The sequence below is a fragment of the Staphylococcus sp. CWZ226 genome (genome assembly GCF_018986355.1).
Lineage (GTDB): Bacteria > Bacillota > Bacilli > Staphylococcales > Staphylococcaceae > Staphylococcus > Staphylococcus simulans.
In genome coordinates this window covers 1-25,207 of record NZ_JAHMSB010000009.1, presented here as the reverse complement: position 1 = coordinate 25,207, position 25,207 = coordinate 1, and the positions used below count along the sequence as shown (strand labels likewise).

Annotated in this window: 26 protein-coding genes and 1 riboswitch; all 26 genes read left to right on the top strand. The window is 32.7% G+C overall.

Annotated features, from left to right (window positions below; all coding sequences use genetic code 11):
- Nucleotides 1-67: 67 nt before the first annotated feature.
- The gene (gene dnaG / locus KRR19_RS08255) at nucleotides 68-1,840 is read left to right on the top strand and encodes a DNA primase (protein WP_216733584.1); all 1,773 of its coding nucleotides are present in this window, start codon (nucleotides 68-70) and stop codon (nucleotides 1,838-1,840) included.
- Between the two features lie 76 nt (nucleotides 1,841-1,916).
- Nucleotides 1,917-3,026 carry an RNA polymerase sigma factor RpoD gene (gene rpoD, locus KRR19_RS08250; RefSeq protein WP_002481056.1) on the top strand — a complete coding sequence of 370 codons (1,110 nt, stop codon included), beginning with the start codon at nucleotides 1,917-1,919 and terminating at the stop codon, nucleotides 3,024-3,026.
- 125 nt (nucleotides 3,027-3,151) lie between these two features.
- Entirely contained in the window at nucleotides 3,152-3,826 is a 675-nt protein-coding gene (locus KRR19_RS08245) for a tRNA (adenine(22)-N(1))-methyltransferase (RefSeq protein ID WP_031262513.1), read from the top strand.
- Complete coding sequence (locus KRR19_RS08240; protein ID WP_002481054.1) at nucleotides 3,823-4,917, top strand: Nif3-like dinuclear metal center hexameric protein; 1,095 nt, start codon at nucleotides 3,823-3,825, stop codon at nucleotides 4,915-4,917. Before KRR19_RS08245 ends, KRR19_RS08240 begins: the two co-directional genes overlap by 4 nt.
- A 23-nt stretch (nucleotides 4,918-4,940) precedes the next feature.
- Complete coding sequence (locus KRR19_RS08235) at nucleotides 4,941-6,281, top strand: DEAD/DEAH box helicase (protein ID WP_002481053.1); 1,341 nt, start codon at nucleotides 4,941-4,943, stop codon at nucleotides 6,279-6,281.
- Between the two features lie 16 nt (nucleotides 6,282-6,297).
- Complete coding sequence (locus KRR19_RS08230) at nucleotides 6,298-7,188, top strand: deoxyribonuclease IV (RefSeq protein WP_023015145.1); 891 nt, start codon at nucleotides 6,298-6,300, stop codon at nucleotides 7,186-7,188.
- A 127-nt stretch (nucleotides 7,189-7,315) separates the two neighbouring features.
- Nucleotides 7,316-8,086: a metal ABC transporter ATP-binding protein gene (locus tag KRR19_RS08225; protein WP_002481051.1), complete on the top strand. Its 771-nt coding sequence runs from the start codon at nucleotides 7,316-7,318 to the stop codon at nucleotides 8,084-8,086.
- A complete protein-coding gene (locus KRR19_RS08220; protein ID WP_002481050.1) occupies nucleotides 8,086-8,934 on the top strand; it encodes a metal ABC transporter permease in 849 nt (282 codons plus the stop codon). The genes KRR19_RS08225 and KRR19_RS08220 overlap by 1 nt, the downstream gene beginning before the upstream one ends.
- Nucleotides 8,935-9,342, top strand: coding sequence for a Fur family transcriptional regulator (locus KRR19_RS08215; RefSeq protein ID WP_023015147.1), 408 nt, complete (start codon nucleotides 8,935-8,937; stop codon nucleotides 9,340-9,342).
- Between the two features lie 179 nt (nucleotides 9,343-9,521).
- Nucleotides 9,522-10,127 carry a superoxide dismutase gene (locus KRR19_RS08210; protein ID WP_002481048.1) on the top strand — a complete coding sequence of 202 codons (606 nt, stop codon included), beginning with the start codon at nucleotides 9,522-9,524 and terminating at the stop codon, nucleotides 10,125-10,127.
- A 202-nt stretch (nucleotides 10,128-10,329) separates the two neighbouring features.
- Nucleotides 10,330-12,390 (top strand): peptidoglycan D,D-transpeptidase FtsI family protein, encoded by a 2,061-nt coding sequence (locus KRR19_RS08205; protein WP_037556407.1) that lies wholly within the window; start codon nucleotides 10,330-10,332, stop codon nucleotides 12,388-12,390.
- Nucleotides 12,391-12,528: 138 nt separating this feature from the next.
- A complete protein-coding gene (locus KRR19_RS08200) occupies nucleotides 12,529-13,071 on the top strand; it encodes a 5-formyltetrahydrofolate cyclo-ligase (protein WP_002481046.1) in 543 nt (180 codons plus the stop codon).
- Nucleotides 13,072-13,083: 12 nt separating this feature from the next.
- On the top strand, nucleotides 13,084-14,541 hold the full coding sequence (locus KRR19_RS08195) for a rhomboid family protein (protein WP_023015150.1): 1,458 nt from the start codon (nucleotides 13,084-13,086) through the stop codon (nucleotides 14,539-14,541).
- Entirely contained in the window at nucleotides 14,525-14,725 is a 201-nt protein-coding gene (locus KRR19_RS08190; protein ID WP_002481044.1) for a YqgQ family protein, read from the top strand. The genes KRR19_RS08195 and KRR19_RS08190 overlap by 17 nt, the downstream gene beginning before the upstream one ends.
- Nucleotides 14,725-15,711, top strand: a complete 987-nt coding sequence (locus KRR19_RS08185) for an ROK family glucokinase (protein ID WP_002481043.1) — start codon at nucleotides 14,725-14,727, stop codon at nucleotides 15,709-15,711. Before KRR19_RS08190 ends, KRR19_RS08185 begins: the two co-directional genes overlap by 1 nt.
- Nucleotides 15,711-16,040, top strand: coding sequence for an MTH1187 family thiamine-binding protein (locus KRR19_RS08180; protein WP_216733583.1), 330 nt, complete (start codon nucleotides 15,711-15,713; stop codon nucleotides 16,038-16,040). Before KRR19_RS08185 ends, KRR19_RS08180 begins: the two co-directional genes overlap by 1 nt.
- On the top strand, nucleotides 16,040-16,663 hold the full coding sequence (locus KRR19_RS08175) for an MBL fold metallo-hydrolase (RefSeq protein ID WP_057510470.1): 624 nt from the start codon (nucleotides 16,040-16,042) through the stop codon (nucleotides 16,661-16,663). The genes KRR19_RS08180 and KRR19_RS08175 overlap by 1 nt, the downstream gene beginning before the upstream one ends.
- Before the next feature lie 56 nt (nucleotides 16,664-16,719).
- On the top strand, nucleotides 16,720-17,694 hold the full coding sequence (gene comGA, locus KRR19_RS08170; protein ID WP_105979774.1) for a competence type IV pilus ATPase ComGA: 975 nt from the start codon (nucleotides 16,720-16,722) through the stop codon (nucleotides 17,692-17,694).
- Nucleotides 17,666-18,739, top strand: coding sequence for a competence type IV pilus assembly protein ComGB (gene comGB / locus KRR19_RS12330; protein ID WP_057510472.1), 1,074 nt, complete (start codon nucleotides 17,666-17,668; stop codon nucleotides 18,737-18,739). The genes comGA and comGB overlap by 29 nt, the downstream gene beginning before the upstream one ends.
- 17 nt (nucleotides 18,740-18,756) lie before the next feature.
- Nucleotides 18,757-19,086, top strand: coding sequence for a competence type IV pilus major pilin ComGC (gene comGC, locus KRR19_RS08160; protein WP_002481038.1), 330 nt, complete (start codon nucleotides 18,757-18,759; stop codon nucleotides 19,084-19,086).
- Between the two features lie 2 nt (nucleotides 19,087-19,088).
- Nucleotides 19,089-19,514, top strand: coding sequence for a competence type IV pilus minor pilin ComGD (gene comGD / locus KRR19_RS08155; protein ID WP_002481037.1), 426 nt, complete (start codon nucleotides 19,089-19,091; stop codon nucleotides 19,512-19,514).
- A 218-nt stretch (nucleotides 19,515-19,732) separates the two neighbouring features.
- Nucleotides 19,733-20,227 carry a competence type IV pilus minor pilin ComGF gene (comGF, locus tag KRR19_RS08150; protein WP_216733582.1) on the top strand — a complete coding sequence of 165 codons (495 nt, stop codon included), beginning with the start codon at nucleotides 19,733-19,735 and terminating at the stop codon, nucleotides 20,225-20,227.
- A 164-nt stretch (nucleotides 20,228-20,391) separates the two neighbouring features.
- Nucleotides 20,392-20,931, top strand: coding sequence for a shikimate kinase (locus KRR19_RS08145; RefSeq protein ID WP_002481034.1), 540 nt, complete (start codon nucleotides 20,392-20,394; stop codon nucleotides 20,929-20,931).
- A riboswitch (glycine riboswitch) is annotated at nucleotides 20,909-21,028 on the top strand. Its footprint overlaps the gene before it by 23 nt.
- A gap of 81 nt (nucleotides 21,029-21,109) precedes the next feature.
- Nucleotides 21,110-22,204: a glycine cleavage system aminomethyltransferase GcvT gene (gene gcvT / locus KRR19_RS08140; protein ID WP_216733581.1), complete on the top strand. Its 1,095-nt coding sequence runs from the start codon at nucleotides 21,110-21,112 to the stop codon at nucleotides 22,202-22,204.
- A gap of 21 nt (nucleotides 22,205-22,225) precedes the next feature.
- Nucleotides 22,226-23,575, top strand: coding sequence for an aminomethyl-transferring glycine dehydrogenase subunit GcvPA (gene gcvPA, locus KRR19_RS08135; RefSeq protein ID WP_057510473.1), 1,350 nt, complete (start codon nucleotides 22,226-22,228; stop codon nucleotides 23,573-23,575).
- Nucleotides 23,565-25,040 carry an aminomethyl-transferring glycine dehydrogenase subunit GcvPB gene (gcvPB, locus tag KRR19_RS08130; protein WP_216733580.1) on the top strand — a complete coding sequence of 492 codons (1,476 nt, stop codon included), beginning with the start codon at nucleotides 23,565-23,567 and terminating at the stop codon, nucleotides 25,038-25,040. The genes gcvPA and gcvPB overlap by 11 nt, the downstream gene beginning before the upstream one ends.
- The last annotated feature ends 167 nt before the right edge of the window (nucleotides 25,041-25,207 follow it).

Sequence of the window (25,207 nt, the reverse complement as noted above, 5' to 3'; positions counted from 1 at the left end):
AGCTAATAACTTTTATTTTTTATAGAAAATGATATAATAACAAGACTAATGTATACAGGTGGTTATGGTGAGAATAGAGCAATCAGTAATAAATGAAATAAAAGATAAAACAGATATTCTTGACCTTGTAAGTGAATACGTGAAATTAGAGAAAAGAGGGCGCAATTATATTGGTTTGTGTCCTTTTCATGATGAAAAAACACCTTCGTTTACTGTTTCGGAGGACAAACAAATTTGCCATTGTTTCGGTTGTAAAAAAGGCGGTAATGTTTTTCAATTTACTCAAGAGATAGAAGGTATTTCGTTTGTCGATGCTGTTAAAGCCCTTGGAGAAAGGGTAAATATAAAAGTAGATGTTGGACAAAATAATGAGCAAAACCAAATCGCTTCTGATGACTTAATGATGATTAAAATGCATGAACTTATGCAAGAATATTATCATTATGTACTGATGAAAACAGTGGAAGGGGAAGAGCCTTTAAAATATTTGAAGTCTAGAGGTTTCACTGAAGAACTGTTAAAAGACAGAAAAATCGGTTTTGCACCCGACAACTCTCACTTTTGTCATGATTTCTTGCAAAAGAAAGGTTATGATATTGAGCTAGCGTATGAAGCCGGTTTATTATCTCGCAATGAAGAAAACTTTAGTTATTATGATCGATTTAGAGATAGAATTATGTTTCCTTTGCATAATGCACAAGGACGAACTGTAGGTTATTCGGGAAGAATATACAAAAATCAAGAACCTAAATATTTAAACAGTCCGGAAACACCTATATTTCAAAAGAGACGACTTTTATATAACGTTGACAAAGCAAGACGCATTATACGTCAAAAAAATGAAATTATACTATTAGAAGGGTTTATGGATGTTATTAAAGCTGACAATGCTGGGGTTAAACAGGTTGTGGCAAGTATGGGAACACAAATTTCCCAAGAACACATAGCGTTCATCAAAAAACTAACATCAAATGTCACATTACTATTTGATGGCGATTTTGCAGGACAAGAAGCTACACTTAAAACTGGGCAGCACTTACTAGAGCAAGGTCTGAATGTTTTTGTTATTCAACTTCCTTCTAAAATGGATCCAGATGAGTATATTACTAAATATGGGGAAGATGCTTTTAAAAAATACGTGGAACATGAAAAACGTGCTTTTGTATTGTATAAAGTCAATTTATATAAAGACGAAATCGAAAATAACGACATGGCTTATGAACAATACCTTAAAGAGATAACGAACGATGTTTCATTAATGCAATCAGGGATTTTACAGAAAAAAGTATTGCAAGACGTTTCTGAATTGTTTAAAGTAAGTTTTGATAGTCTAAATAATGAAGTGTCAAGACATAACCAACATTCATTTCAACAAATACCTGCTGCAGTTCCAGAAGTTAAACAAAAAAAATATTCAAAACAAGAAGATGCTGAACGTAAACTATTAAAACATTTTATGTTTAATAAAGACATTTTTCTTGAACATAGTCAGCGTGTAGAAGCAGATGACTTTACAAATCAGCAATTTAAGCGTATATTTAATATTTTGCACGACTACTATGCTGAAAATGAATATTATAATCTGAGTACTGCATTATTATATAGTGATGAAGAAATAGATAGAGAAACTTTAATTGCATTAGACAATCTTTTACTCAATAACAATCCATATGAACATGAGATTGATGAGTATATTCAAATTATTGTTAGCAGTAGAGATGAAGAGACCTCTGAGTCATTAAACCAGAAGTTACGAGAGGCTACACGTATTGGTGATTCAGAACTGCAAAAGTATTATTTGCAAAAGATTGTCGCTTTAAATCAAAAACGAATGTATTAAAATTGTTAATATATATTTAAAGAGTTTTATTTAAGTAACGCATTGTGTGCTTATATTAATTTCGGGAGGCCTTTTTATGTCTGAAAACCAAGTGAAAGTAGTAAAAAAACAAACCATCGATCCGACATTAACTTTGGAAGATGTAAAAAAACAATTATTAGATAAAGGGAAAAAAGAAGGTCATTTAAGCCATGAAGAAGTAGCAGAAAAACTGCAAAACTTCGATATGGACTCTGATCAAATGGACGAGTTCTTTGAACAATTAAATGATAATGATATAAATCTTATTAATGAAAAAGACAGTTCTGATACAGACGAAAAACTTAATCCTAATGATTTAAGTGCACCTCCAGGTGTTAAAATTAACGACCCTGTACGTATGTATTTAAAAGAAATCGGTCGTGTTGATTTATTAAACGCCCAAGAAGAAATTGAACTTGCAAAACGTATCGAACAAGGTGATGAAGTAGCTAAAGCAAGATTAGCAGAAGCAAACTTACGTTTAGTTGTCAGCATTGCTAAAAGATACGTAGGACGCGGTATGTTGTTCTTAGACCTTATCCAAGAAGGAAATATGGGCTTAATTAAAGCGGTAGAAAAATTCGACTTTAGTAAAGGATTCAAATTTTCTACGTATGCAACATGGTGGATTCGTCAAGCAATTACACGTGCTATTGCTGACCAAGCACGTACAATCAGAATTCCAGTACACATGGTCGAAACAATTAATAAATTGATTCGTGTTCAACGTCAATTACTACAAGATTTAGGTCGTGATCCAGCACCAGAAGAAATTGGTGAAGAGATGGATTTACCACCGGAAAAAGTACGTGAAATCTTAAAAATTGCACAAGAGCCTGTTTCTTTAGAAACACCAATTGGTGAAGAAGATGACAGTCACTTAGGAGATTTCATCGAAGACCAAGAAGTACAAAGCCCATCTGATCACGCAGCGTACGAGTTATTGAAAGAACAATTAGAAGATGTTTTAGATACACTAACTGATAGAGAAGAAAACGTATTAAGATTACGTTTCGGTCTTGATGATGGACGTACAAGAACACTTGAAGAAGTTGGTAAAGTATTCGGTGTTACAAGAGAACGAATTCGTCAAATCGAAGCTAAAGCACTTAGAAAGCTAAGACATCCAAGCCGTAGCAAACGCCTTAAAGATTTTATGGATTAATTAAGTAAAAATAGCGAGACAATGAGCTGATAATGTTTGGCTGACGAAGGCAAGGAATCATGTAAAGACCTACAGTCAATCGAATATCTTGCTTATTGTCTCGCTCTTTTATTAGAGGAGCCAAAGTGATGATTTTAAACCAACGACTTACTGCAGTGAGTAAATATATAACTGGTGATGTATTGGCAGATATTGGTTCAGACCATGCATATTTGCCAATCTATGCGATAGAAAACGAATTATGTACTTCTGCTATTGCTGGAGAAGTGGTAAAAGGACCATATCAAGCTGCTTTAGATAACGTTAAAAAATATAGCATGCAAAATAGGATTGATGTTAAACTGGGAGATGGATTAAATGTCCTAGAAAAAACAAATAACGTTAATACTATTACAATATGTGGAATGGGCGGCCCATTAATTGCAGAAATACTCCAAAATGGAAAAGAAAAGCTAATGAATCAGCCACGTTTAGCGTTACAAAGTAATATTCAAACATCTACTTTAAGACGTACATTAATGCAATTGGATTACCATATTATTGATGAAGAGATTATGGAAGAAAAGGGCCATATTTATGAAATAGTTATTGCAGAATATGGTCATAAAGAATTAAAAGAAGTAGAGTTGAAATTCGGTCCAATTTTAATGAATTCTAAATCAGCTTTATTCATTAAAAAATGGAATAGAGAATTAGAAGCTTTAAAAAACATCCAATCTCACTTGGATAAGAACAAGCATCAAAGCCGCTTAGAAGAGATTAATCATGAGATCAAATTAATTCAAGAGGTGTTATCATGAAAACTTCAGAGTTACTAAATATTTTAAATCAGCATGTTCCTTTTTCTTCTGCTGAAAGTTGGGACAATGTTGGCTTATTAATCGGGGACAAACAACAAGAAATCACAGGTATACTGACGGCGTTAGATTGTACAATGGAAGTGGTAAATGAAGCAATAGAAAAAGACATTAATACAATTGTTGCACATCATCCACTTATCTTTAAAGGTGTTAAAAGCATCAATGAACAAGGTTATGGCGCTATTATTCGTCGTTTGATACAAAACAATATCCAATTAATTGCCTTGCATACAAACTTAGATGTATATCGTTTTGGTGTCAATGCGATGCTATCAAAGCAAATTGGACTTACACATACTGAAATTTTAGAAACTCAACAAACAAATTATTATAAAGTCCAAGTGTTTATTCCTGAAGAAAATGTAGAGACATTTAAAAATAAAATGAATGATGAAGGTTTTGCATCTGAAGGTGATTATGAATACTGTTTCTTTTCTACTAAAGGTGCTGGTCAATTTAAACCTGTCGAGAATGCACATCCTCATATCGGTGAGTTGAATCAAATCGAAACAGTAGAAGAAGTAAAAGTTGAATTCATGATTCAAGAGTACGAACGTACAAAAGCAGAGGATTGTATTAATGTACTACATCCATATGAAACACCGGTGTATGATTTTATTCCATTAACTAAAACGGTAAAACGGGGTTTAGGCATGATAGGACAATTACCAGAACAAACAACTTTAAAATCATTAGCTACGATTATTAAAAAACAATTAGATATACCAAGCGTCCGTTTCACTGGGAATCCAGACACAGTAATCTCAAAAGCAGCAATTATTGGTGGCTCTGGTATTGGTTATGAAAAATTCGCACATCAAAAAGGTGCAGATGTATTTATCACTGGTGATATTAAACATCATGACGCATTAGATGCTGAAACAGAAGGATATAACTTAATCGATATCAATCATTATAGTGAATATGTTATGAAAGAAGGTTTAAAATCATTACTTAAAGAATGGATTAGTAATGATAACCTTACTATTGAAGCTTCAACTTTAAATACAGATCCATTTAATTATGTATAAAAAACTAAAAAGGAGGGATTTTAATGGCCACACAACACCCATTTGAACAATTTGATTTAAGTCCACAACTTATAGATGCTGTAGCTGACTTGAATTTTAATCAGCCAACTGAAATCCAACAAAGAGTAATCCCTAAAATTATCAAAGGTCAAAATATTATCGGGCAATCACAAACGGGTACTGGGAAGTCTCATGCTTTCTTATTACCATTAATAGAAAAAATTGATACTTCAATTCAAGAACCCCAAGCTATTGTCGTTGCACCAACTAGAGAATTAGCACAACAACTTTATAATGCAGCACATCATTTAGCACAATTTAAAGATGAAGTTAAAGTTACTTTATTTATTGGGGGAACTGATTTTGCACGTGACAAACAACGTTGTAACGTGCAACCTCAATTAGTCATTGGAACACCAACACGTATCAATGATTTATCAAAGGACGGCACATTACATGCACATTTAGCTCAGTATTTAGTTGTAGATGAAGCTGACTTAATGATTGATTTAGGTTTAATTGAAGACGTCGACCATATCGCAGCACGTTTAGATGACAGTGCACATATCGCTGTATTCAGCGCTACGATTCCAAAATCTCTACATCCGTTCTTAAATAAATATTTAAATCAACCAGAACTTATTGAAGTAGATAGTAAAACACAAAACAAGAAAAATATTGATTTTTACTTAATACCGACAAAAGGTTCATCAAAATTAGATAAAACTAAAGCTTTGATTGATATTATCAATCCATATCTATGCCTTATTTTCTGTAACAGCAGAGAAAATGCTGATGAATTAGCAGAATCATTAACTGCAGAAGGCTTAAAAATTGGTATGATTCATGGCGGATTAAGTCCTAGAGAAAGAAAACAACAAATGAAACGCATCCGCAACTTAGACTTTCAGTTTGTAATCGCAAGTGATTTAGCATCAAGAGGTATTGATATCGAAGGTGTCAGTCATGTAATTAACTATGATGTTCCTAAAGACATCGATTTCTTCACTCATCGTGTCGGCAGAACTGGTAGAGGCCAATATAAAGGTGAAGCATTTACTTTATATACGCCCGATGAAGAATATTTAATTGCTGAGATTGAGAAAAAAGGTTATAAATTCCAAGATGTTGATATAAAAAATGGTGAACTAAAAGAAATCAAAGCGCATAATACAAGACAAACACGTAAAAACAAAGATGATCACTTAACTACTCAAGTGAAACAACAAGTTAAGCGCGGTAATAAGAAAAAAGTAAAGCCAGGGTATAAGAAAAAGTTCAAGAGAGAATTAGAAAATTTAAAACGTCAAGAACGTAAGAAATACAGTAAACGTCAAAACAGACAACAAAGAAAAAATAAGTAAAGGTTAGGTGGACAGATTGTTAATTGGTTCTCATGTTCCGATGAATGGTAAAAAAATGCTGCTGGGTTCAGCAGAAGAAGCACATAGATTAGGCGAAAAAACATTTATGATTTATACAGGTGCACCTCAAAACACAAGAAGAAAAGATATCTCAGAACTAAATATTGAAGCCGGACACGAAGCAATGAAAGAATATGGTCTTTCTAATATCGTTGTACATGCACCTTATATTATTAATATTGCAAATACACAAAAACCCCATGTCTTTGATTTAGGTGTTGAATTTTTACAAAAAGAAATTGAACGTACCGAAGCAATCGGTGCAAAAGACATCGTCTTACACCCAGGTTCACACGTAGGAGCTGGTTCTGAAGCTGGCATTAAAAAAATTATTGAAGGTTTAAATGAAGTTCTAACAAATGAAAATGATGTCAGAATTGCATTAGAAACTATGGCCGGTAAAGGATCTGAAGTAGGTCGTACATTTGAAGAATTAGCACAAATTATAGATGGCGTAAATCATAACGAACGACTATCAATTTGCTTTGATACCTGCCACACACATGACGCAGGATATGATGTCAAAAATGATTTCGACGGTGTACTTGAGGAATTTGATAAAATAATTGGATTAGACAGAATTAAAGTACTTCATGTTAATGATAGTAAAAATGAAGTCGGTGCACATAAAGACCGTCACGAAAACATCGGTTTTGGTCATATCGGATTTGATGCATTGAATTATATTGTTCATCATGAAGTATTCGAAAACATTCCAAAAATTTTAGAAACACCTTTTGTAGGCGAAGATAAGAAAAATAAAAAACCACCATATAAACATGAGATTGAAATGTTGGAAAGTCAAACTTTCAATCCTGATATGAAGAATATCATTATGAGTGAATAATTCTATTAGAGTAATTATGTAATTAAAAGACAAAGCTTACTTTGTCTTTTAATTTTACATGCTCAATCGTAAGCATTACAATTTACATATTATTTATTCAAGGTTATATTTATAGCGAGGTGAAGATATGTCTACCCCAGTTTTTGAATTAAAAAATATAAATTACTATTTTGGAAACAAACAAGTACTGGAAAACATAAACATTAAAATATATAAAGGTGATTTCTTGGCAATTGTCGGACCGAATGGGGCAGGTAAATCTACATTATTAAAAATTATGCTAGGTTTATTTCCACTTCAAAGCGGTGAGATGTATATTGATGGCCAGAAATACCAACGAAAATTATCAGAGTTGAAAATCAGCTATGTATCTCAAAAAGCAAGAGCATTTAATTCAGGTTTTCCTGCTAGTGTAAAAGAAGTTGTTTTAAGTGGATTAACAAAACAAAAACACCTTTTTCAATGGTTTAATAAAAAGGATGTACAAAAAGTAAAAAACATCCTAAAACGCTTAAATATTGAACACTTATTAAACAAAAACATTGCTGAATTATCAGGTGGACAACAACAACGCGTGTTAATCGCAAGAGCATTGATTTCAGACCCATCAGTACTTATTTTAGACGAACCTACTAATGGTATTGATGCTAAACATGTCAGTGAGTTTTATCAAACTCTAGAGCAATTAAAAAATGAAGGTGTCACTATTATTTTAGTTACACACGATATCGGAGTTGTCGTGGATACTGCAACAAAAGTTGCTTGCTTAAATAGACATTTACATTTCCATGGTCCTGCACAAGAGTTTAAGTCGCTAGATCAAGTTGAAATATCAAAAATTTACGGCTATCCAATTAAATTTGTTGACCATCAACATGAAAGGGAGTGCTGTAACTAATGATTGAAGCATTAATGAATTTCGATTTTATGCGCTATTCTCTTTTAAGTGGTATCTTGATTGGGTTTATTGCACCATTTATTGGTGCATTTATCGTAGTACGCAGACTCTCTTTGATTGCTGACGCATTAAGTCATGTAACTTTAGGCGGTATTTCTTTCGGAATGTTTTTAACCACATTATCACCGATATTTATCTTTATAAATCCTATGTGGGGTGGCATATTGTTTGCGGTAGTCGGTGCACTTTTAATAGAAAAATTAAGAACATCTTATCAAAACTATCAAGAAATTGCGATACCGATTATTATGAGTGCAGGTATTGGCTTAAGTGCCATTTTTATTTCACTTGCAGACGGATTTAACCAAGAGTTAGTAGGTTTATTATTTGGATCAATCAGTGCTGTATCTTTAAGTGATATGATTACTGTTTTGACCATTGCTGTACTTGTAACACTTTTCATTATGTTATTTTATAAAGAACTCTTTATCCTTTCATTTGATGAAGAATATAGTAAAGTTATTGGTATACCAAGATGGATTCAATTCTTATTCATTATCATTGTAGCCATGGTTATTTCAGCATCTATGCGCGTAGTTGGTATTTTACTTGTAAGTGCATTGATGACTTTACCAGTGGCCATAGCAATGAGAATGACAAAAGGATTTAAACAATTAATCCTCTATAGTATTATCATTGGAGAAGTATCTGTTATTGGTGGTTTAGTAATTGCTTTTTATTTAAATTTATCACCAGGTGGGGTTATTGTAGTATTATTAGTACTTATTTTAGTAGCTACAATGTTCACTCAGACTTTACGTACTAGGGTAAAAAAAGGAGATAGTTAAATGAATACGACTGATGCTATCAAATTATTAAAAGATAACGGTCATAAATATACAGATAAACGAAAAAAGATTATCGATATTTTCGTGAAGGAAAACAAATATGTAAGTGCGAAAACAATCCAACAAACTATGGATACTGCATATCCTGGAATATCTTTCGATACAATTTATAGAAATTTGTATTTGTTTAAAGATTTAGGAATTATCGAAAATACTGAACTAGATGGTGAAATGAAATTTAGAATTGCTTGTACACATCACCACCATCATCATTTCATTTGTGAAATTTGCGGAGACACGAAAGTAATTGACTACTGTCCGATGGACGCAATTAGGAAACAACTTCCTAATGTTACAATTCACACACACAAGCTTGAAGTTTATGGTATTTGTGAAAAATGTCAGTAACCATTAAATTTAGTAACTATATCAGTTTATAATGTTTAACTCTTTACTTTCAGGATAAACATATAGAGGAAAGAGTTCATATTAATTAGATACTTCATTATTTTATAAGCATAAAAATTGTAAGGTATCTAACGACTTGATATAGTAAATATGAAAACAATTTAGGAGGATGATTATTTATGGCTTTTGAATTACCAAATTTACCATATGAGTTTGATGCATTGGAACCACACATCGATAAAGAAACGATGGAAATTCACCATGACAAACACCATAACACTTATGTTACAAAATTAAACGCAGCAATCGAAGGAACTGATTTAGAAAACAAATCAATCGAAGAAATTGTTGCTAACTTAGATAGTGTACCATCTGACATCCAAACTGCAGTCCGTAATAATGGTGGTGGACACTTAAACCACTCATTATTCTGGCAAATCCTTTCACCTAACTCTGAAGAGAAAGGTACAGTAGTTGATAAAATTAAAGAACAATGGGGTTCTTTAGACGAATTCAAAGACGAATTTGCTAAAAAAGCTGCTGGACAATTTGGTTCAGGTTGGGCTTGGCTAGTAGTAGATAAAGACGGTAAATTAGAAATCGTTACTACAGCAAACCAAGACAACCCAATTACTGAAGGCAAAACTCCTATCCTAGGCTTAGACGTTTGGGAACATGCTTACTATCTTAAATATCAAAACAAACGTCCAGACTATATCAATGCATTCTGGAACGTTGTTAACTGGGAAAAAGTTGACGAGCTATACAACGCTGCAACTAAATAATCTTAATACCCACGAAAAGTTAAATTATAACTTTAACAGCAATTGGTTATCCAATTGCTGTTTTTTTATTGTTTCATTTGATTTTCACTTCTTTTACGAAGAAATCTTAAATTTATGTTTGGTTTTCTATGCAAATTATAGAAAAAAGTTCCGATTTCATATATCATTTGTTTAGAGAACTGTTGAATTGAGGTAGGTTGTATTGCTAAAAAGATTAAAGGAAAAAACGAATGATGAAAAAATCAGGAATCTGATGGATAAACGAATCGGATTCTTCTTCGGTCTCGTTGTCGTAGTATTTGTAATCATTGTTTTACGATTGGGTTACTTACAAATTGCACAAGGTTCTCATTACAAGCAACTCATTAAAAATGATGAAAATATTACGGTAAATGAATCTGTCCCAAGAGGAAGAATTTTAGATCGTAATGGTAAAATTCTTGTTGATAATGCTTCTAAAAAGTCTATTACATATACTAGAGGTAGAAAGACTTCACAAAAAGATATACTCAACGTAGCAGAACGCTTATCTAAATTAATAAAAATGGATACTGATCGTATTACCAAAAGAGATAAACAAGACTTCTGGATTCAATTACATCCTGATAAAGTTTCAGACATGATGAAAAAAGAAGATAAGATGCTTAGTGAAGGGGAAATTTCACAAGAACAGTACGATGAAGAATTGCATAATAAAATCAAGCAAAAACAACTTGATGATTTATCTGACAAAGACTTACAAGTATTAGCAATTTATCGTGAAATGATGTCAGGTTCAACACTAAATCCTCAAACTATTAAAAAGGATGATGTCAGCAATAAAGAATATGCTGCTGTGTCACAACAACTTTCAAAATTACCAGGTGTAAATACATCTATGGATTGGGATCGTAAATATCCTTATGGAGATGTACTCAGAGGTTTATTCGGAAGTGTTTCAACATCAGAAGAAGGTATACCAAAAGAACTAACTGATTACTATTTATCAAGAGGCTATTCAAGAAATGATAGAGTTGGTAAATCATATTTAGAGTATCAATATGAAAATGTATTACGTGGTAAAAAGAAAGAAATGAAATACACAACTGATAAATCAGGAGAAATAACGAATGCAGAAGTAGTTAATCCAGGTTCACGTGGAGATGATTTAGTACTTTCAATAGATATTGACTTACAAAAGAAAGTAGAAGAATCTTTAGAACATCAAATTAATAAGCTTCGTGGTGAAGGTGCTAAGAACATGGATAATGCATTCATTGTAGTGCAAGATCCAAATAATGGAGATATCTTGGCTATGGCTGGTAAGCAAATTAAGCCAGATGGTTCCATGACAGATTATGATATTGGTAACTTTACTTCTCAATATACGGTTGGTTCATCTGTTAAAGGTGGAACTTTATTAGCAGGTTATCAAAACAAAGCCATACATGTAGGAGAACATATGATTGATGAACCTCTACATTTCCAAGGTGGGCTTACAAAACGTTCTTACTTCAACCAAAATGGAAAAGTAGATATTAACGATAAAGAGGCATTAATGCATTCATCAAACGTATATATGTTTAAAACAGCTTTAAAACTAGCGAAAGATCCATATCATTATAATATGGCATTACCAAACGATATTAGAGATGCAGGTCAAAAATTACGTAAAGGACTAAATCAAGTAGGTTTAGGTGTTAAAACAGGAATTGACTTGCCTAATGAAGTTGCAGGTCAAATAGAAAAATTAGATTCAAACAGCGGTAACTACTTAGACCTTGCGATTGGTCAGTATGATACGTACTCTCCATTACAATTATCACAATATGTTTCTACGATTGCGAATAACGGTTATAGAATTACACCACACGTTGGTCTTGAAATCAGAAAAGCAACAGATAAAGATAGTTTAGGACCGGTTAAACATAAAATACGCGGTAATGTATTGAATCGTCTTAACAACTCACCTGATGAAATTAAACAAGTTCAAAAAGGGTTTGATATGGCATTTAATAAGGAACCAGGTACTGGATATAAGAGTTTCCATGACACAGTCGTACCATCTGCTGGTAAAACAGGAACAGCAGAAGTATTCCAAGACGGAAAGCCAAGAGTTAACTCAACTTATATCGGTTATGCTCCTAAAGATAATCCTAAATTAGCTTTCTCAATTGTCTATACTAATCAACCCGTTCCAGAACCATGGTTACAAGGTGGAGATTTAGGTCGCGACATTATCAATTATTATTTCGGTAAAGAAAAGAAATCATCAAAATCATAATTTTTCAGCTGATACTCACTCATCGAGTATCAGCTTTTTTGTTTCTATATACCTTCAAATATTAAGTCTAATGACACTTATGCAGATAAACGTTATAATGAAAATATTAATTCAAATAGAAAATATTGGGGTGTTATCATGAAAAAATCTGAACTTCGCAAACAAGTTTTGCAGAAGATGAAAAATATTAACAATCTCAACAAAGAAAAAGCTGATCAATGGTTAAAAGAACAATTATTAAAGACTGACGCTTTTAGAAACGCAAAAACGGTTGGCATTGTATTGTCTATGGAACATGAGGTTAATACATTTCCGATTATTAAAGAAATCATCAGTCAAGGAAAAATCCCTTTTGTACCAGCAACTGATTATGAAACTAAACGTATGACATTCCAAAGACTAAATGATTTAAACCAATTAAGCACGGATGAAAAAGGTATCCAATACGTTGATGCCGATACAGAGCGCACAAATTCATTAGATTTATTAATTGTACCAGGCGTTGTTTTTAACCAAGAAGGCTATAGAATCGGCTATGGCGGGGGTTATTTCGATAAATTTTTAAATCAACATCGTACAGAAACAATAAGCCTAGTGTATGATACACAAATCGATAATACATTTAAACCAGAAGCACATGATGAAGTCGTTGAACGTCTGATCATTGCTAAAACTAGTTAAACTGGAGGCACCATGAATATAGAAAAACAATTTTGGAAATTAATTTATTATTATGTTAAATACTTCAACTACGAAATCGCACATATCAGTAAAAATGATACAGAAGTTTGGCTATCCAATAAAAATAAGAAAAAACTTATTATTGTTAAAACTGGAGTAAGCAGCTCTCAAGAAATACGTTTTGACAAAAGCAGAGTTTTAGAACATCAAAACGAAATTAGTGAATACACAGGATTCATTCCAAAATATGTGACTTTCAATTATTTAACTGAAAAAATCTTCACTTATGAGAACTTGAATGAAGTTCATCCTATTCACATGAATTTTAATGTCATTCGAAACCAACAAGATTTATTAAAAACTTTGCCGAACCCTATTATAGCTAAGCTTTATTCACGTCAAAATGATAAAACATCACTCTACTACAAGAAACGACTTTATAGTAACAATCCTATAGAAAAATATATGTTGAAATTTGCTCCAGTCACATACTCGCTTATTACTATTAATATAATAATTTGGCTGTTTATGTTTTTGATCATCAATGCATTTACAAACAGAAGTTTATTAGATTGGGGCGGTTTAGTTCATTTTAATGTAGTTCATGGAGAGATATACCGTTTAATCTCATCTATGTTCATTCATTTTAACTTTGAACATATATTGATGAATATGCTTTCATTGTTTATCTTCGGAAAACTTGTTGAAGCCATTGCTGGTCATTGGAAAATGCTAGGGATTTATTTCATCTCTGGTATCTTTGGTAACATTGTATCTTTAGCATTGGACACAAACTCGATTTCAGTAGGTGCTAGTGGTGCAATTTTCGGTTTGATCGGCAGTCTATTCGCAATTATGTATCTTAGTAAACAATATACACCAAAAATGCTATTACAATTAGTTGGTGTATTAGCGTTATTAACAGTATTTTCATTATTTATGGCTAATGTAAATATCTACGCACATTTAGGTGGATTTATTGGCGGATTACTAGCTACTTTTATAGGTTATTATTTTAATAAAGATCGAAAGTTATTTTGGATTTTACTTGGTGTCGGTATTTTACTATTGATTATCTTGCTAATAAGAACATTCACTATTAAAGAGGATAATATTTATGATAAATTAATAAGTGAAGAGATGAGCAATGGTAATTACAACAAAGCTGAAGAGCTTATTAAACATACTATGAATAAAGGCTACGAAGATGATTATACATATTATTTAAGTGGTCTATTAAAAGCAACAAAAGATTCAAAAGCTGAAGGAATTTCAACATGGGAACGCGGATTAAAACATTACCCTAACTCTGGCGTTCTAAATTATGAACTAGCAATTGCTAATCGTTCATTAGGAGATAAAAAATCGGCACTTAAACATATAAAGGTTGCAGTAAAATCAAATCCTCATAATGAAAAATATAAGTATCTAAAAAAAGAGTTGGAAAAACAAAATGAATCGTCAAATTAACACGTTTTACGACGTACAACAGTTACTTAAACAATTTGGGTTTATAATTTACTTTAAAGATAAACACGACATGTATGAAATGATGGAACAAGAAATTAGAGAGCTATTTGAATATCAACTTATCTCTAAGGACGCATTTATCAAGTGTATCTTAATAATCAATCAAAGAAGGATGAATAAGTAATGAGAAATTTAATATTGGCAGCCGATGTCGGTGGAACTACATGTAAACTAGGAATTTTTGATAACAAACTTGAAAGAATCACTAAATGGTCGATACAAACTGATATCAGTGATCCATCAGGTGTCGTTTTACTTAAATCTATTTACAGTGCGTTTGTACAAAAAATGAATGAACTAAGTCTAAAAATGGAAGATGTTATTGGATTGGGAATTGGTGTACCAGGACCTGTTGATTTCGAATCAGGTATTGTTCATGGAGCAGTAAATTTAAACTGGCCTGGGGATGTTAACGTGCGAGCGATTCTTTCACAATTTGTAAGTTTCCCGATTTTTGTTGACAACGATGCTAATGCTGCGGCACTAGGTGAAAAACATAAGGGTGCAGGTCATGATGCAGATGATGTTGTAGCCATTACATTAGGCACTGGAGTAGGTGGCGGTATTATCTCAAATGGTAAGTTAGTCCACGGTCATAATGGTTCTGGTGCTGAAATTGGTCATTTCAGAGTAGACTTTGATCAACGGTTTGCTTGTAATTGTGGTAAAAATGGTTGTTTAGAAACTGTTGCTTCAGCAACAGGTGTAGTTAACTTAGTTAAATTTTATCATCCTAAACTTACAATTAAATCTTCGATTTTAGAGCTCATTAAAGAAGATAGAGTCACTGCAAAAGATGTTTTCGATGCTTCTAAAAAAGGTGATTTGTTCTGCTTATTTATTACTGAACGTGTTGCAAACTATATCGCTTATGCATGTAGTATCATCAGTGTAATGAGCAACCCGAAATATATTATCCTAGGCGGCGGAATGTCTGAAGCAGGAGATATTCTAATTGAAAATATTAAAACTGAATATAGAAACCTTACTTTTACACCTGCACAAAACGGCACTGAAATTGTGAAAGCACAATTAGGAAACGATGCCGGCATTACTGGTGCTGCAGGTTTAATAAAAACATATGTGATTGAAGAGGAGCGTGTTGAATAATGGCTATCGTAGACGTAGTCGTAATTCCAGTAGGAACAGAAGATCCAAGTGTAAGTAAATATATTGCAGAAATTCAAACAAAATTAAAAGAATTCAAAGAACAAGGTATCATTGATTACCAACTAACACCTATGAATACCCTAATAGAAGGTGATTTGAAAGACTTATTGCATGTCGTTCAAGTAATTCATGAACTGCCTTTTGATAAAGGTCTAGACAGGGTATGTACTAATATAAGAATAGATGACCGTCGAGACAAATCTAGAAAAATGAATGATAAATTGGTCTCTGTTCAAAAACAATTAGACAAAAATAGTGGTGAAAAATAATGGAAATTTCATTTTTAACTTTAGGTATAGCGGATACAAACACTTATTTTATAGAAAATGAAGACAGTGTTTTACTTGTAGATCCATCAAGTGATGGGCAAGAGATTATTTCAAAACTTAAATCTATTGGCAAACCGTTGAAAGCAATCATTTTAACTCATGCGCACTTTGATCATATCGGTGCATTAGACGAAGTGTTGGAGCACTATGATGTGCCTGTTTATCTTCATAAAGAAGAATTTGATTTTCTTACTGAACCTGCAAAAAATGGTTCTGAAAAATTCAGTCAATATGGTTTAAAGCCTATTACAAGTCATGCAAAACCTATTGCACTCGATGAAGGTAAACATGATATCGAAGGATTCAATGTCGAAGTCATGCATACACCTGGTCATTCACCAGGAGGGCTCACTTTTATCTTTGATGATTTCGCATTAGTTGGAGATGCTTTATTTAATAACGGTATCGGAAGAACAGATTTATATCGTGGAGACTACGAAACATTAGTAGACTCTATACAAGATAAAATTTTCACTATAAAAGATGATCTACCGTTATATCCAGGACATGGCCCTTCTACCACTGTAGAAGGTGAACAATTAAATCCTTATCTACACGGCTAAAATTTAAAAGTAATATTCTCACCTCCTACGTTTGTATATGTAGGAGGTGATTTTTTATGAAAAGACTATTTGAAAAAATTTTAATCGACGCAATCGCACAACGCGTATCAGACATTCATTTTATACCAATAGAACATGCCGTACTTATTAAGTTCAGAGTTAATGATATGTTATTAAATTATGAATCCATTGAGATTACAACGTATCAGAAGTTACTTACTTTTTTGAAGTTCTTATCTGGCTTGGATGTTTCTACTTATCACCAAGCACAAAGTGGCCAAACAACTTTCAAGCATCAAATGCTTTACAATTTAAGAGTATCTACTTTGCCGGTCTCATTAGGAATGGAAAGCTGCGTTATTAGAGTTTCCCCACAGTATTTTACTCAAGAATTTGAATGTGAAGGTCCAAAACACTTTCATCACCTAATGAATAAAAAACAAGGTTTAATTTTATTTACAGGTCCAACGGGTTCAGGGAAGAGTACTATGATGTATGAAATGGTTTCTTTTGCGAAAGAAAAATTAAACCTAAACATTATTACAGTCGAAGACCCAGTAGAGAAGAGGATTCCTGGGATAACTCAAATCTCTGTAAATGAAAAAGCCGGTATCAACTATGAAAGTTCTTTCAAAGCTATTTTACGATGTGATCCAGATATTATCCTTATCGGAGAAATTCGTGAAGCATCTATTGCTAAATGTGTTATTCAAGCCTCATTAAGCGGACATTTGGTGTTGTCTACATTACATTCTAATGATTGCGAGGGTGCCTTGTTACGTTTACTAGAAATGGGCATAACACCGCAAGAGGCGCAACAAGCCATAGCCTTAATATCAAATCAAAGGCTAGTTACAAATCAATCAGGACACCGTGAACTAGCATATGAGACATTATATCAATCAGATATTCAATACTTTTTTAAAAACAATCATATGCTGCCCAAACATTTTATAAAATTAAGCAAAGTACTTAGTCAGATGAACAAAGAAGGCGTTATTTGTGAAGAAGTGTTTAAAAGATATACTTAATTCCAAGATTCGTAATAAGAAACAAATAAGTGACAAAGATCAACTCATATTATTAAACAGATTGAAAATATTACTTGATCATGGATTCACTTTGATAGAATCATTTGAATTCTTGAATATGCACATTGATTATAAAGATAAAGAAACGCGCCATACGATTATAAAATTTTTAAAAGATGGTAAGAATTGTCATTTTATCCTCTCGTTTCTAAACTATCCTCAAACTATTGTGACTCAAATATATTTTTCCGAAAAGTTCGGAAGGCTGTCTGACAGCTTAACTGAGTCATATACATTTCTAAAACAGAAATGCGAATCAAAACAACGCTTGATCAAAACAATTCAATATCCTGTGATACTAATAGGTGTATTTATGTGCATGCTGTTTGGTATCAATTATTTTATACTACCTGAATTCCAACAAATATATACCACAATGGACATTCAATTGTCTCCGCTTTTAAAGATACTCAATTATACAATTCAACATTTTCCTCACATCATTCTTTCCCTTATTGCATTTTTATCAATAATTTTCCTAATTCTATTCCAATATATAAGAAAGCTGCCAATAGAAAAACGAATCAAATTTATTATTAAACTCCCATTCATCAACACCTACTACAAACTCTTTAAAACTTATCAAATTACAAATGAATTATCGTTGTTTTTTCGAAATGGTATTGTTTTACAGCAGATATCAAATATTTACACAGAACAGAAGATTGATTTGTTTTTAAATTACCTTGGTGATTTCATGATTAAAAATATTGAAAAAGGGATGCGATTACCTGAAATTTTACAAGCAGTTGGTTGTTTTCAAGAAGAACTTATTCATTTTATTGAACAAGGTGAAAAGAGCGGAAAAATTGATATAGAATTAAGCATCTACGCACAGATTCTTCTAAGTCAAATCGAGCGTCAAATGAACAAACAAATAAAGTTTATTCAACCAGTTATCTTTTTATTGCTAGGATTTCTAATTATCTCACTTTATCTAGTCATTATGTTGCCAATGTTCGACATGCTTCAATCCATCAAATAACAAAGAAGGAGAAACCTATGAAAAACCTTGTCAAAAACTTAAAACATAAATATTTACGAGCATTTACTTTACTAGAAATGCTTTTAGTTCTTTTAGTTATCAGTGTTTTATTGATACTCATTATTCCAAATATCGCTAAACAATCTAAGCATGTTCAAGATACTGGGTGTGAAGCACAACAAAAAATGGTGAATAGCCAAATAGAAGCTTTTACTCTCAATAAGAATAGAGCGCCTTCTTCAATCGATGAATTAGTTAGTGAAGGATTTTTAAAAGAAGGTCAAAAAACATGTAAATCCGGAAAAACGATTACAATCAGCGACGGCGAAGCTACCGTTAGTCAATAGTCATGAAAGCTTTTACTATGATTGAAACTTTGCTAGTTCTTGCGATTATTAGCCTTTTAACATATCTAAGTTTAAATGTTAAAAGCCCAACACATTTAAAAGACGTGGAAAATGAATTATTAGCTAAAAATCTTGCTGCGCAAATAATATACATGAAATCTACTGCTATTAAAAATCATGATGATGTTATACTATTTTTTAATCGTGGCAGCAATAGAATCAAAGTAATAAATCAAAATCATCAAGTAAGTTATATAACAATCACAAAAGGAGAAATAGTAAGAAGTAACAATATGGATATTGTTGTTATTAGTCCAGAAGGTGAGTTTAATCGGTTTGGATCTGTTTACATTAAGTTTAATCAAACAACATTTCGCTTTATTTTCCATATTGAGAAAGGAAGTTTAAGAATTGAAAAGACATCGTAGTAAAAATTATATCAAGGGATCTTTTATGCTTGATGCATTGACTTCGTTTTCTCTTATCATTACTTTACTTCTAATTTTCTTGCCTGTATTAATTAATCAGCATTTACAGTTTCGTAAAGAAATTGAAAAAGCAGATATGTATCGCACATTAATAACGGTAATTAATCGTTTTAACATAAATGAAATTCAACAAGGGATACAACTGGAGCATTATACCATTGAAAAGATTGAAAAATCTATTTGTATTAAAAGCAATGAAACTGATAGTCACTACTGTTTTAAAGTTAAATCAAAAAAGAATTAAAGGCTTTACATTCATCGAAATGATTTTTGCGTTATGTATTTTTTCAATTACAATGAGTCTAATACCACCTTTATTCAAATCTGTAAAAACATTAAATAAACACATGGATGATGCATCTTTGATTCACTATGAATTTTTTGCACAAGACATATCTAGAGAGATTAAACATATACCAATAGATAAAATCAATGTCAGTAATAGACGCATAACGTTACAAGAAGATAGCAAACAAACAGCGTATATCTTTTCTAATCGGAAAATTTATAAAAATATAAATTCACGCGGAAATATAACGCTGATACAGGATATAAGTGATTTCAAAGTAACAAAAATTGACGATAAATACTTAAAGGTGGAAATGACTCTGATTGAAAACGAAGAAAAATATTACAAAGTACTATACTTATAATCTGAAAGGTTACCTGTTACCGTTTACAACAGTAATTTTTATGATTTTTATTCTTATTTTGACTTCCTATAGCTATCAATATAGCTTAAAATTAAAGACAATACACAACCTTAACATCTACTACAAACAACAACTAGAACAAATTGTTGAGAAGGATGAGAAATATGAAAAACAAGGAAGTTAAAAAAGAACCCATTATTTTTATAGGATTTATGGGAACGGGCAAAACAACATTAGGAAAATATATCGCTGAAAAAGAAGGTAAGAGCTTTATTGATTTAGATCAACTTATCGAATTGCGAACACATCAAACAATCCCTGAAATCTTTGAATTAAAAGGGGAGAGTGGCTTCAGAAAATTAGAAACACAATATTTACAGGAAGCTATTAATGAATATGACATCATTTCTACTGGTGGGGGTGTGATTGAAAGCCCTGATTCTATGGAAATTTTATCCCACTATAAATTTATAATTTGGTTAGATGCAAGCATTCAACTTATATACGATAGAATTAAAAACGATAGTAATCGACCTAACGCTGCAAATAAAGCATTCGATGAATTAAAAAGGTTGTATTTATCAAGGGTTTCACGATATAATGAAATCGCATTCAGCAGAATGGATACAGACAATGATTTGAGTTTATTACATCAAAATTTGATGAATATCATTATAGCGAATGATCAGTATTGGAGAGAATGAATTATCTAAAACATTATTTGTGTTTTAGCTTGTATTCATCGCCGAAGGTGCAAGATGTTATATCGAATCTCTCAGGCAAAAGGATAATACTGTGACGCGTTCCTGAAGGTAACTACAGGATAGCAATTGGCTTTGCTATCCTGTTTTTAATATTTAATCACATATAGGGGGTTGCAAGATGTCAAACGACTTAAAAAAGACACCATTATACGACCGTTTTATTGAAAGCGGAGCAAAAATTGTTGAATTCGGTGGATGGGCAATGCCTGTTCAATTTTCTAGTATCAAAGAAGAACATAACGCAGTAAGGGAAGTTATGGGAATCTTTGATGTCAGCCATATGGGCGAAGTGTTAATTGAAGGCAAAGAAGCATCAGAATTCATTCAATATGTGCTTTCAAATGATACAGATCAATTATCAGATAACAAAGCGCAATATACTGCACTTTGCAATGAAAAAGGCGGCGTGATTGATGATTTAATCACTTATAAATTAGATGATAATAAATTTTTATTAGTGGTTAATGCTGCAAATACAGATAAAGACTATGAGTGGATTAAATCTCACTCAGACAAATTTGATGTAAATGTTGAAAATGTTTCTGATCAATACGGTCAATTAGCAGTTCAAGGACCAAAAGCACGCGACTATGTTGCAAGCTTGGTTGATGTAGATGTTTCTGAAATGAAACCTTTCGAATTCAAAAAAGATGTTGAAATCTTTGGAAAAAATGTTATCTTATCTCAATCAGGTTATACTGGTGAAGACGGTTTTGAAATTTATTGCGACTCTAAAGACGTCGTAGATATTTGGGATGGTCTTTTAGAAAATGCTGATTTAAAACCAGCTGGATTAGGTGCACGTGATACTTTACGTTTAGAGGCAGGTTTACCTCTACATGGACAAGAGTTATCAGAAGATATCACACCTTATGAAGGTGGTATTGCATTTGCTGTTAAACCATTGATTGAAGCAGACTTCATTGGTAAAGACGTGTTAAAAGATCAAAAAGAAAATGGAGCAAAACTTAGATCAGTTGGTTTAGAAATGATCGAAAAAGGTATCCCAAGAACTGGCTATGATGTGCTAGACTTAGAAGGTAACAAAATTGGGCAAGTTACATCTGGTACGCAATCGCCAGCAACTGGAAAAGGCATTGCATTAGCAATGATTGACCGTGATGAATTCGAAATGGGCAAAGAAGTCATCGTTCAAGTAAGAAAACGTCAAGTCAAAGCTAAAATTGTCAAGAAAAATCAAATCAGTAAATAATTTAATGAAGGGGTGGCAGTGGTGAGTCATCGTTATATACCATTAACTGAAAAAGACAAAAAAGAAATGTTAGAAACAATCGGCGCAAGCTCAATTGAAGAATTATTTGGAGATGTGCCAAAAGAAATTTTATTGGATAGAGAGTTAGATATTCCAAATGGAGAAGATGAAACTACTTTATTCAAACGTCTTAGCAGAGTTGCTAATAAAAACATTACAAAAGAAGATCATACTTCATTCTTAGGTGCGGGTGTTTATGACCATTATGCACCAGCTGTTGTAGATGCTATGATTTCACGTTCAGAATTCTATACAGCTTATACGCCTTACCAACCAGAAATTTCACAAGGGGAACTTCAAGCAATCTTTGAATTCCAAACTTTAATTTGTGAATTAACAGGTATGGATGTTGCAAACTCATCTATGTATGATGGAATCACAGCATTTGCTGAAGCATGTATTTTAGCATTAAGTCAATCTAAAAAGAATAAGATTGTTGTATCTAAAGGCTTGCATTATCAAGCATTACAAGTACTTCACACATATTCAAAAGTTAGAAGTGAATATGAAATTGTAGAAGTTGATCTAGACGGTACTGTAACTGATTTAGAAAAATTAGATGCAGCTATTGATGAAGATACAGCAGCTGTTGCTGTTCAGTATCCTAACTTCTATGGTTCTATCGAAGATTTAGAAAAAGTTAAATCATTTATTAAAAGTAAAAAGACATTATTTATTGTCTATGCAAATCCACTTTCACTTGGCTTGTTAACACCTCCAGGTGAATTCGGTGCAGATATTGTTGTAGGTGATACACAACCATTTGGTATTCCAAGTCAATTCGGTGGACCACACTGTGGTTTCTTCGCAACAACTAAAAAGTTAATGCGTAAAATCCCAGGTCGCTTAGTTGGTCAAACGAATGATGATCATGGAAACCGTGGTTTCGTTTTAACGCTACAAGCGCGTGAACAACATATCCGTCGTGATAAAGCAACTTCAAACATCTGTTCAAACCAAGCTTTAAATGCTCTAGCATCTTCAATTGCTATGTCAGCTCTAGGAAAACAAGGTATTCAAGATATTGCTGAACAAAACTTTGAAAATGCTAACTATGCTAAGAAAGAGTTTGAAAAAGCAGGTGTAGAAGTATTACCAGGTACATCTTATAATGAATTCGTTATTAAGTTGGACAAACCTGTTAAAGAAGTAAATGGTCAATTATTAGAAGAGGGCATTATTGGCGGTTTCGATTTAACTGAAATCAATGACGATATGGGACATGCAATGCTAGTTGCTGTCACTGAATTAAGAACAAAAGATGAAATTGATACTTTTGTGAAGAAAGTGGGTGAGATTAATGGTCAGTAAATCAAGTCCATTAATTTTCGAACGTTCAAGAGCAGGAAGATATGCATACTCTCTTCCGAAAAAAGAGATTGATACAAATGCAGTTGAAGAATTATTAGATGATAAATTCATCCGTAAAAACAAAGCAGAATTCCCTGAAGTATCAGAATTAGACTTAGTAAGACACTATACTGAGTTATCTAACAAGAACTTCGGTGTAGATACTGGTTTCTATCCTTTAGGTTCATGTACAATGAAGTACAACCCTAAAATCAATGAAAAAGTAGCACGTATTCCTGGATTTGCTGAAGCACATCCATTACAAGAAGAATCTCAAATTCAAGGTTCTTTAGAAATCATCCATAGCTTACAAGAAGAATTAAAAGAAATTACAGGCATGGATGAAGTAACATTACAACCTGCAGCAGGTGCACATGGTGAGTGGACTGCATTAATGATTTTCAAAGCTTATCATGAAAAAAATGGTGAAGGTCACCGTGATGAAGTCATTGTACCTGACTCAGCACATGGTACAAACCCTGCTTCTGCAGCTTTCGCTGGCTTCAAATCAGTTACAGTTAAATCTGATGAAAACGGCGAAGTAGACGTAGAAGATTTAAAAACTCTTGTTAATGAAAATACAGCAGCAATTATGTTAACAAACCCGAATACTTTAGGTATCTTTGAACATAACATTATGGAAATTGGAAAAATTGTTCATGATGCTGGCGGCTTATTATACTATGATGGCGCAAATTTAAACGCGATTATGGATAAAGTAAGACCTGGAGACATGGGCTTTGATGCTGTTCACTTGAACTTACACAAGACATTCACTGGGCCTCACGGCGGTGGTGGACCAGGTTCAGGTCCTGTTGGAGTTAAAAAAGAACTTGCTAGCTTCTTACCAAAACCAATGGTAATCAAAGATGGCGACACTTATAAATATGACAACGATATTAAAGATTCTATCGGTCGTGTTAAACCATTCTACGGTAACTTTGGAATCTACTTACGTGCTTATACGTATATTAGAACAATGGGTAACATTGGTCTTAAAGAAGTTTCAGAAGCAGCAGTGCTTAATGCCAACTACATTAAAGCGCGTCTGAAAGATGCATTTGAAATTCCATATAACCAATATTGTAAACACGAATTCGTATTAAGTGGATCTAAGCAGAAAAAAGAAGGCGTTCGTACATTGGATATGGCGAAACGTTTATTAGACTTCTGTGTTCATCCACCTACAATTTACTTCCCGCTTAATGTGGAAGAAGGTATGATGATTGAACCTACAGAAACAGAATCTAAAGAAACATTAGATTACTTCTGTGATGCATTGATTCAAATCGCTGAAGAAGCAAAAGAAGATCCAGATAAAGTGCTTGAAGCACCTCATAATACAGTAATCGATAGACTTGATGAGACTAAGGCAGCTAGACATCCAGTCTTGAAATTCGAAAACTTACACGAAGAAAAACTTTAATATCAATAATGATTAAACCCTCGTTTTTAATGAACGAGGGTTCAGACTGTCGACAAAGTCCTACGGACTTGTCGGCATTTTTTATTTTTTAACATTTTACATAATAACCTTTTCCCCATTTCTTGTATAATGATAGTAATAAGATAATGAGGTGATAGTATGCTAAA

What these genes read in the sequence shown, in the direction of transcription:
- KRR19_RS08145 (WP_002481034.1), top strand. Translation starts at nt 20,392, where the DNA reads ATGAAAAACAAGGAAGTTAAAAAAGAACCCATTATTTTTATAGGATTT.
- KRR19_RS08235 (WP_002481053.1), top strand. Translation starts at nt 4,941, where the DNA reads ATGGCCACACAACACCCATTTGAACAATTTGATTTAAGTCCACAACTT.
- KRR19_RS08215 (WP_023015147.1), top strand. Translation starts at nt 8,935, where the DNA reads ATGAATACGACTGATGCTATCAAATTATTAAAAGATAACGGTCATAAA.
- comGC (WP_002481038.1), top strand. Translation starts at nt 18,757, where the DNA reads ATGAAAAACCTTGTCAAAAACTTAAAACATAAATATTTACGAGCATTT.
- KRR19_RS08220 (WP_002481050.1), top strand. Translation starts at nt 8,086, where the DNA reads ATGATTGAAGCATTAATGAATTTCGATTTTATGCGCTATTCTCTTTTA.
- rpoD (WP_002481056.1), top strand. Translation starts at nt 1,917, where the DNA reads ATGTCTGAAAACCAAGTGAAAGTAGTAAAAAAACAAACCATCGATCCG.
- KRR19_RS08195 (WP_023015150.1), top strand. Translation starts at nt 13,084, where the DNA reads ATGAATATAGAAAAACAATTTTGGAAATTAATTTATTATTATGTTAAA.
- KRR19_RS08225 (WP_002481051.1), top strand. Translation starts at nt 7,316, where the DNA reads ATGTCTACCCCAGTTTTTGAATTAAAAAATATAAATTACTATTTTGGA.
- KRR19_RS08240 (WP_002481054.1), top strand. Translation starts at nt 3,823, where the DNA reads ATGAAAACTTCAGAGTTACTAAATATTTTAAATCAGCATGTTCCTTTT.
- KRR19_RS08175 (WP_057510470.1), top strand. Translation starts at nt 16,040, where the DNA reads ATGGAAATTTCATTTTTAACTTTAGGTATAGCGGATACAAACACTTAT.
- KRR19_RS08210 (WP_002481048.1), top strand. Translation starts at nt 9,522, where the DNA reads ATGGCTTTTGAATTACCAAATTTACCATATGAGTTTGATGCATTGGAA.
- comGD (WP_002481037.1), top strand. Translation starts at nt 19,089, where the DNA reads ATGAAAGCTTTTACTATGATTGAAACTTTGCTAGTTCTTGCGATTATT.
- KRR19_RS08180 (WP_216733583.1), top strand. Translation starts at nt 15,711, where the DNA reads ATGGCTATCGTAGACGTAGTCGTAATTCCAGTAGGAACAGAAGATCCA.
- KRR19_RS08190 (WP_002481044.1), top strand. Translation starts at nt 14,525, where the DNA reads ATGAATCGTCAAATTAACACGTTTTACGACGTACAACAGTTACTTAAA.
- gcvPB (WP_216733580.1), top strand. Translation starts at nt 23,565, where the DNA reads ATGGTCAGTAAATCAAGTCCATTAATTTTCGAACGTTCAAGAGCAGGA.
- KRR19_RS08200 (WP_002481046.1), top strand. Translation starts at nt 12,529, where the DNA reads ATGAAAAAATCTGAACTTCGCAAACAAGTTTTGCAGAAGATGAAAAAT.
- KRR19_RS08185 (WP_002481043.1), top strand. Translation starts at nt 14,725, where the DNA reads ATGAGAAATTTAATATTGGCAGCCGATGTCGGTGGAACTACATGTAAA.
- gcvT (WP_216733581.1), top strand. Translation starts at nt 21,110, where the DNA reads ATGTCAAACGACTTAAAAAAGACACCATTATACGACCGTTTTATTGAA.
- comGA (WP_105979774.1), top strand. Translation starts at nt 16,720, where the DNA reads ATGAAAAGACTATTTGAAAAAATTTTAATCGACGCAATCGCACAACGC.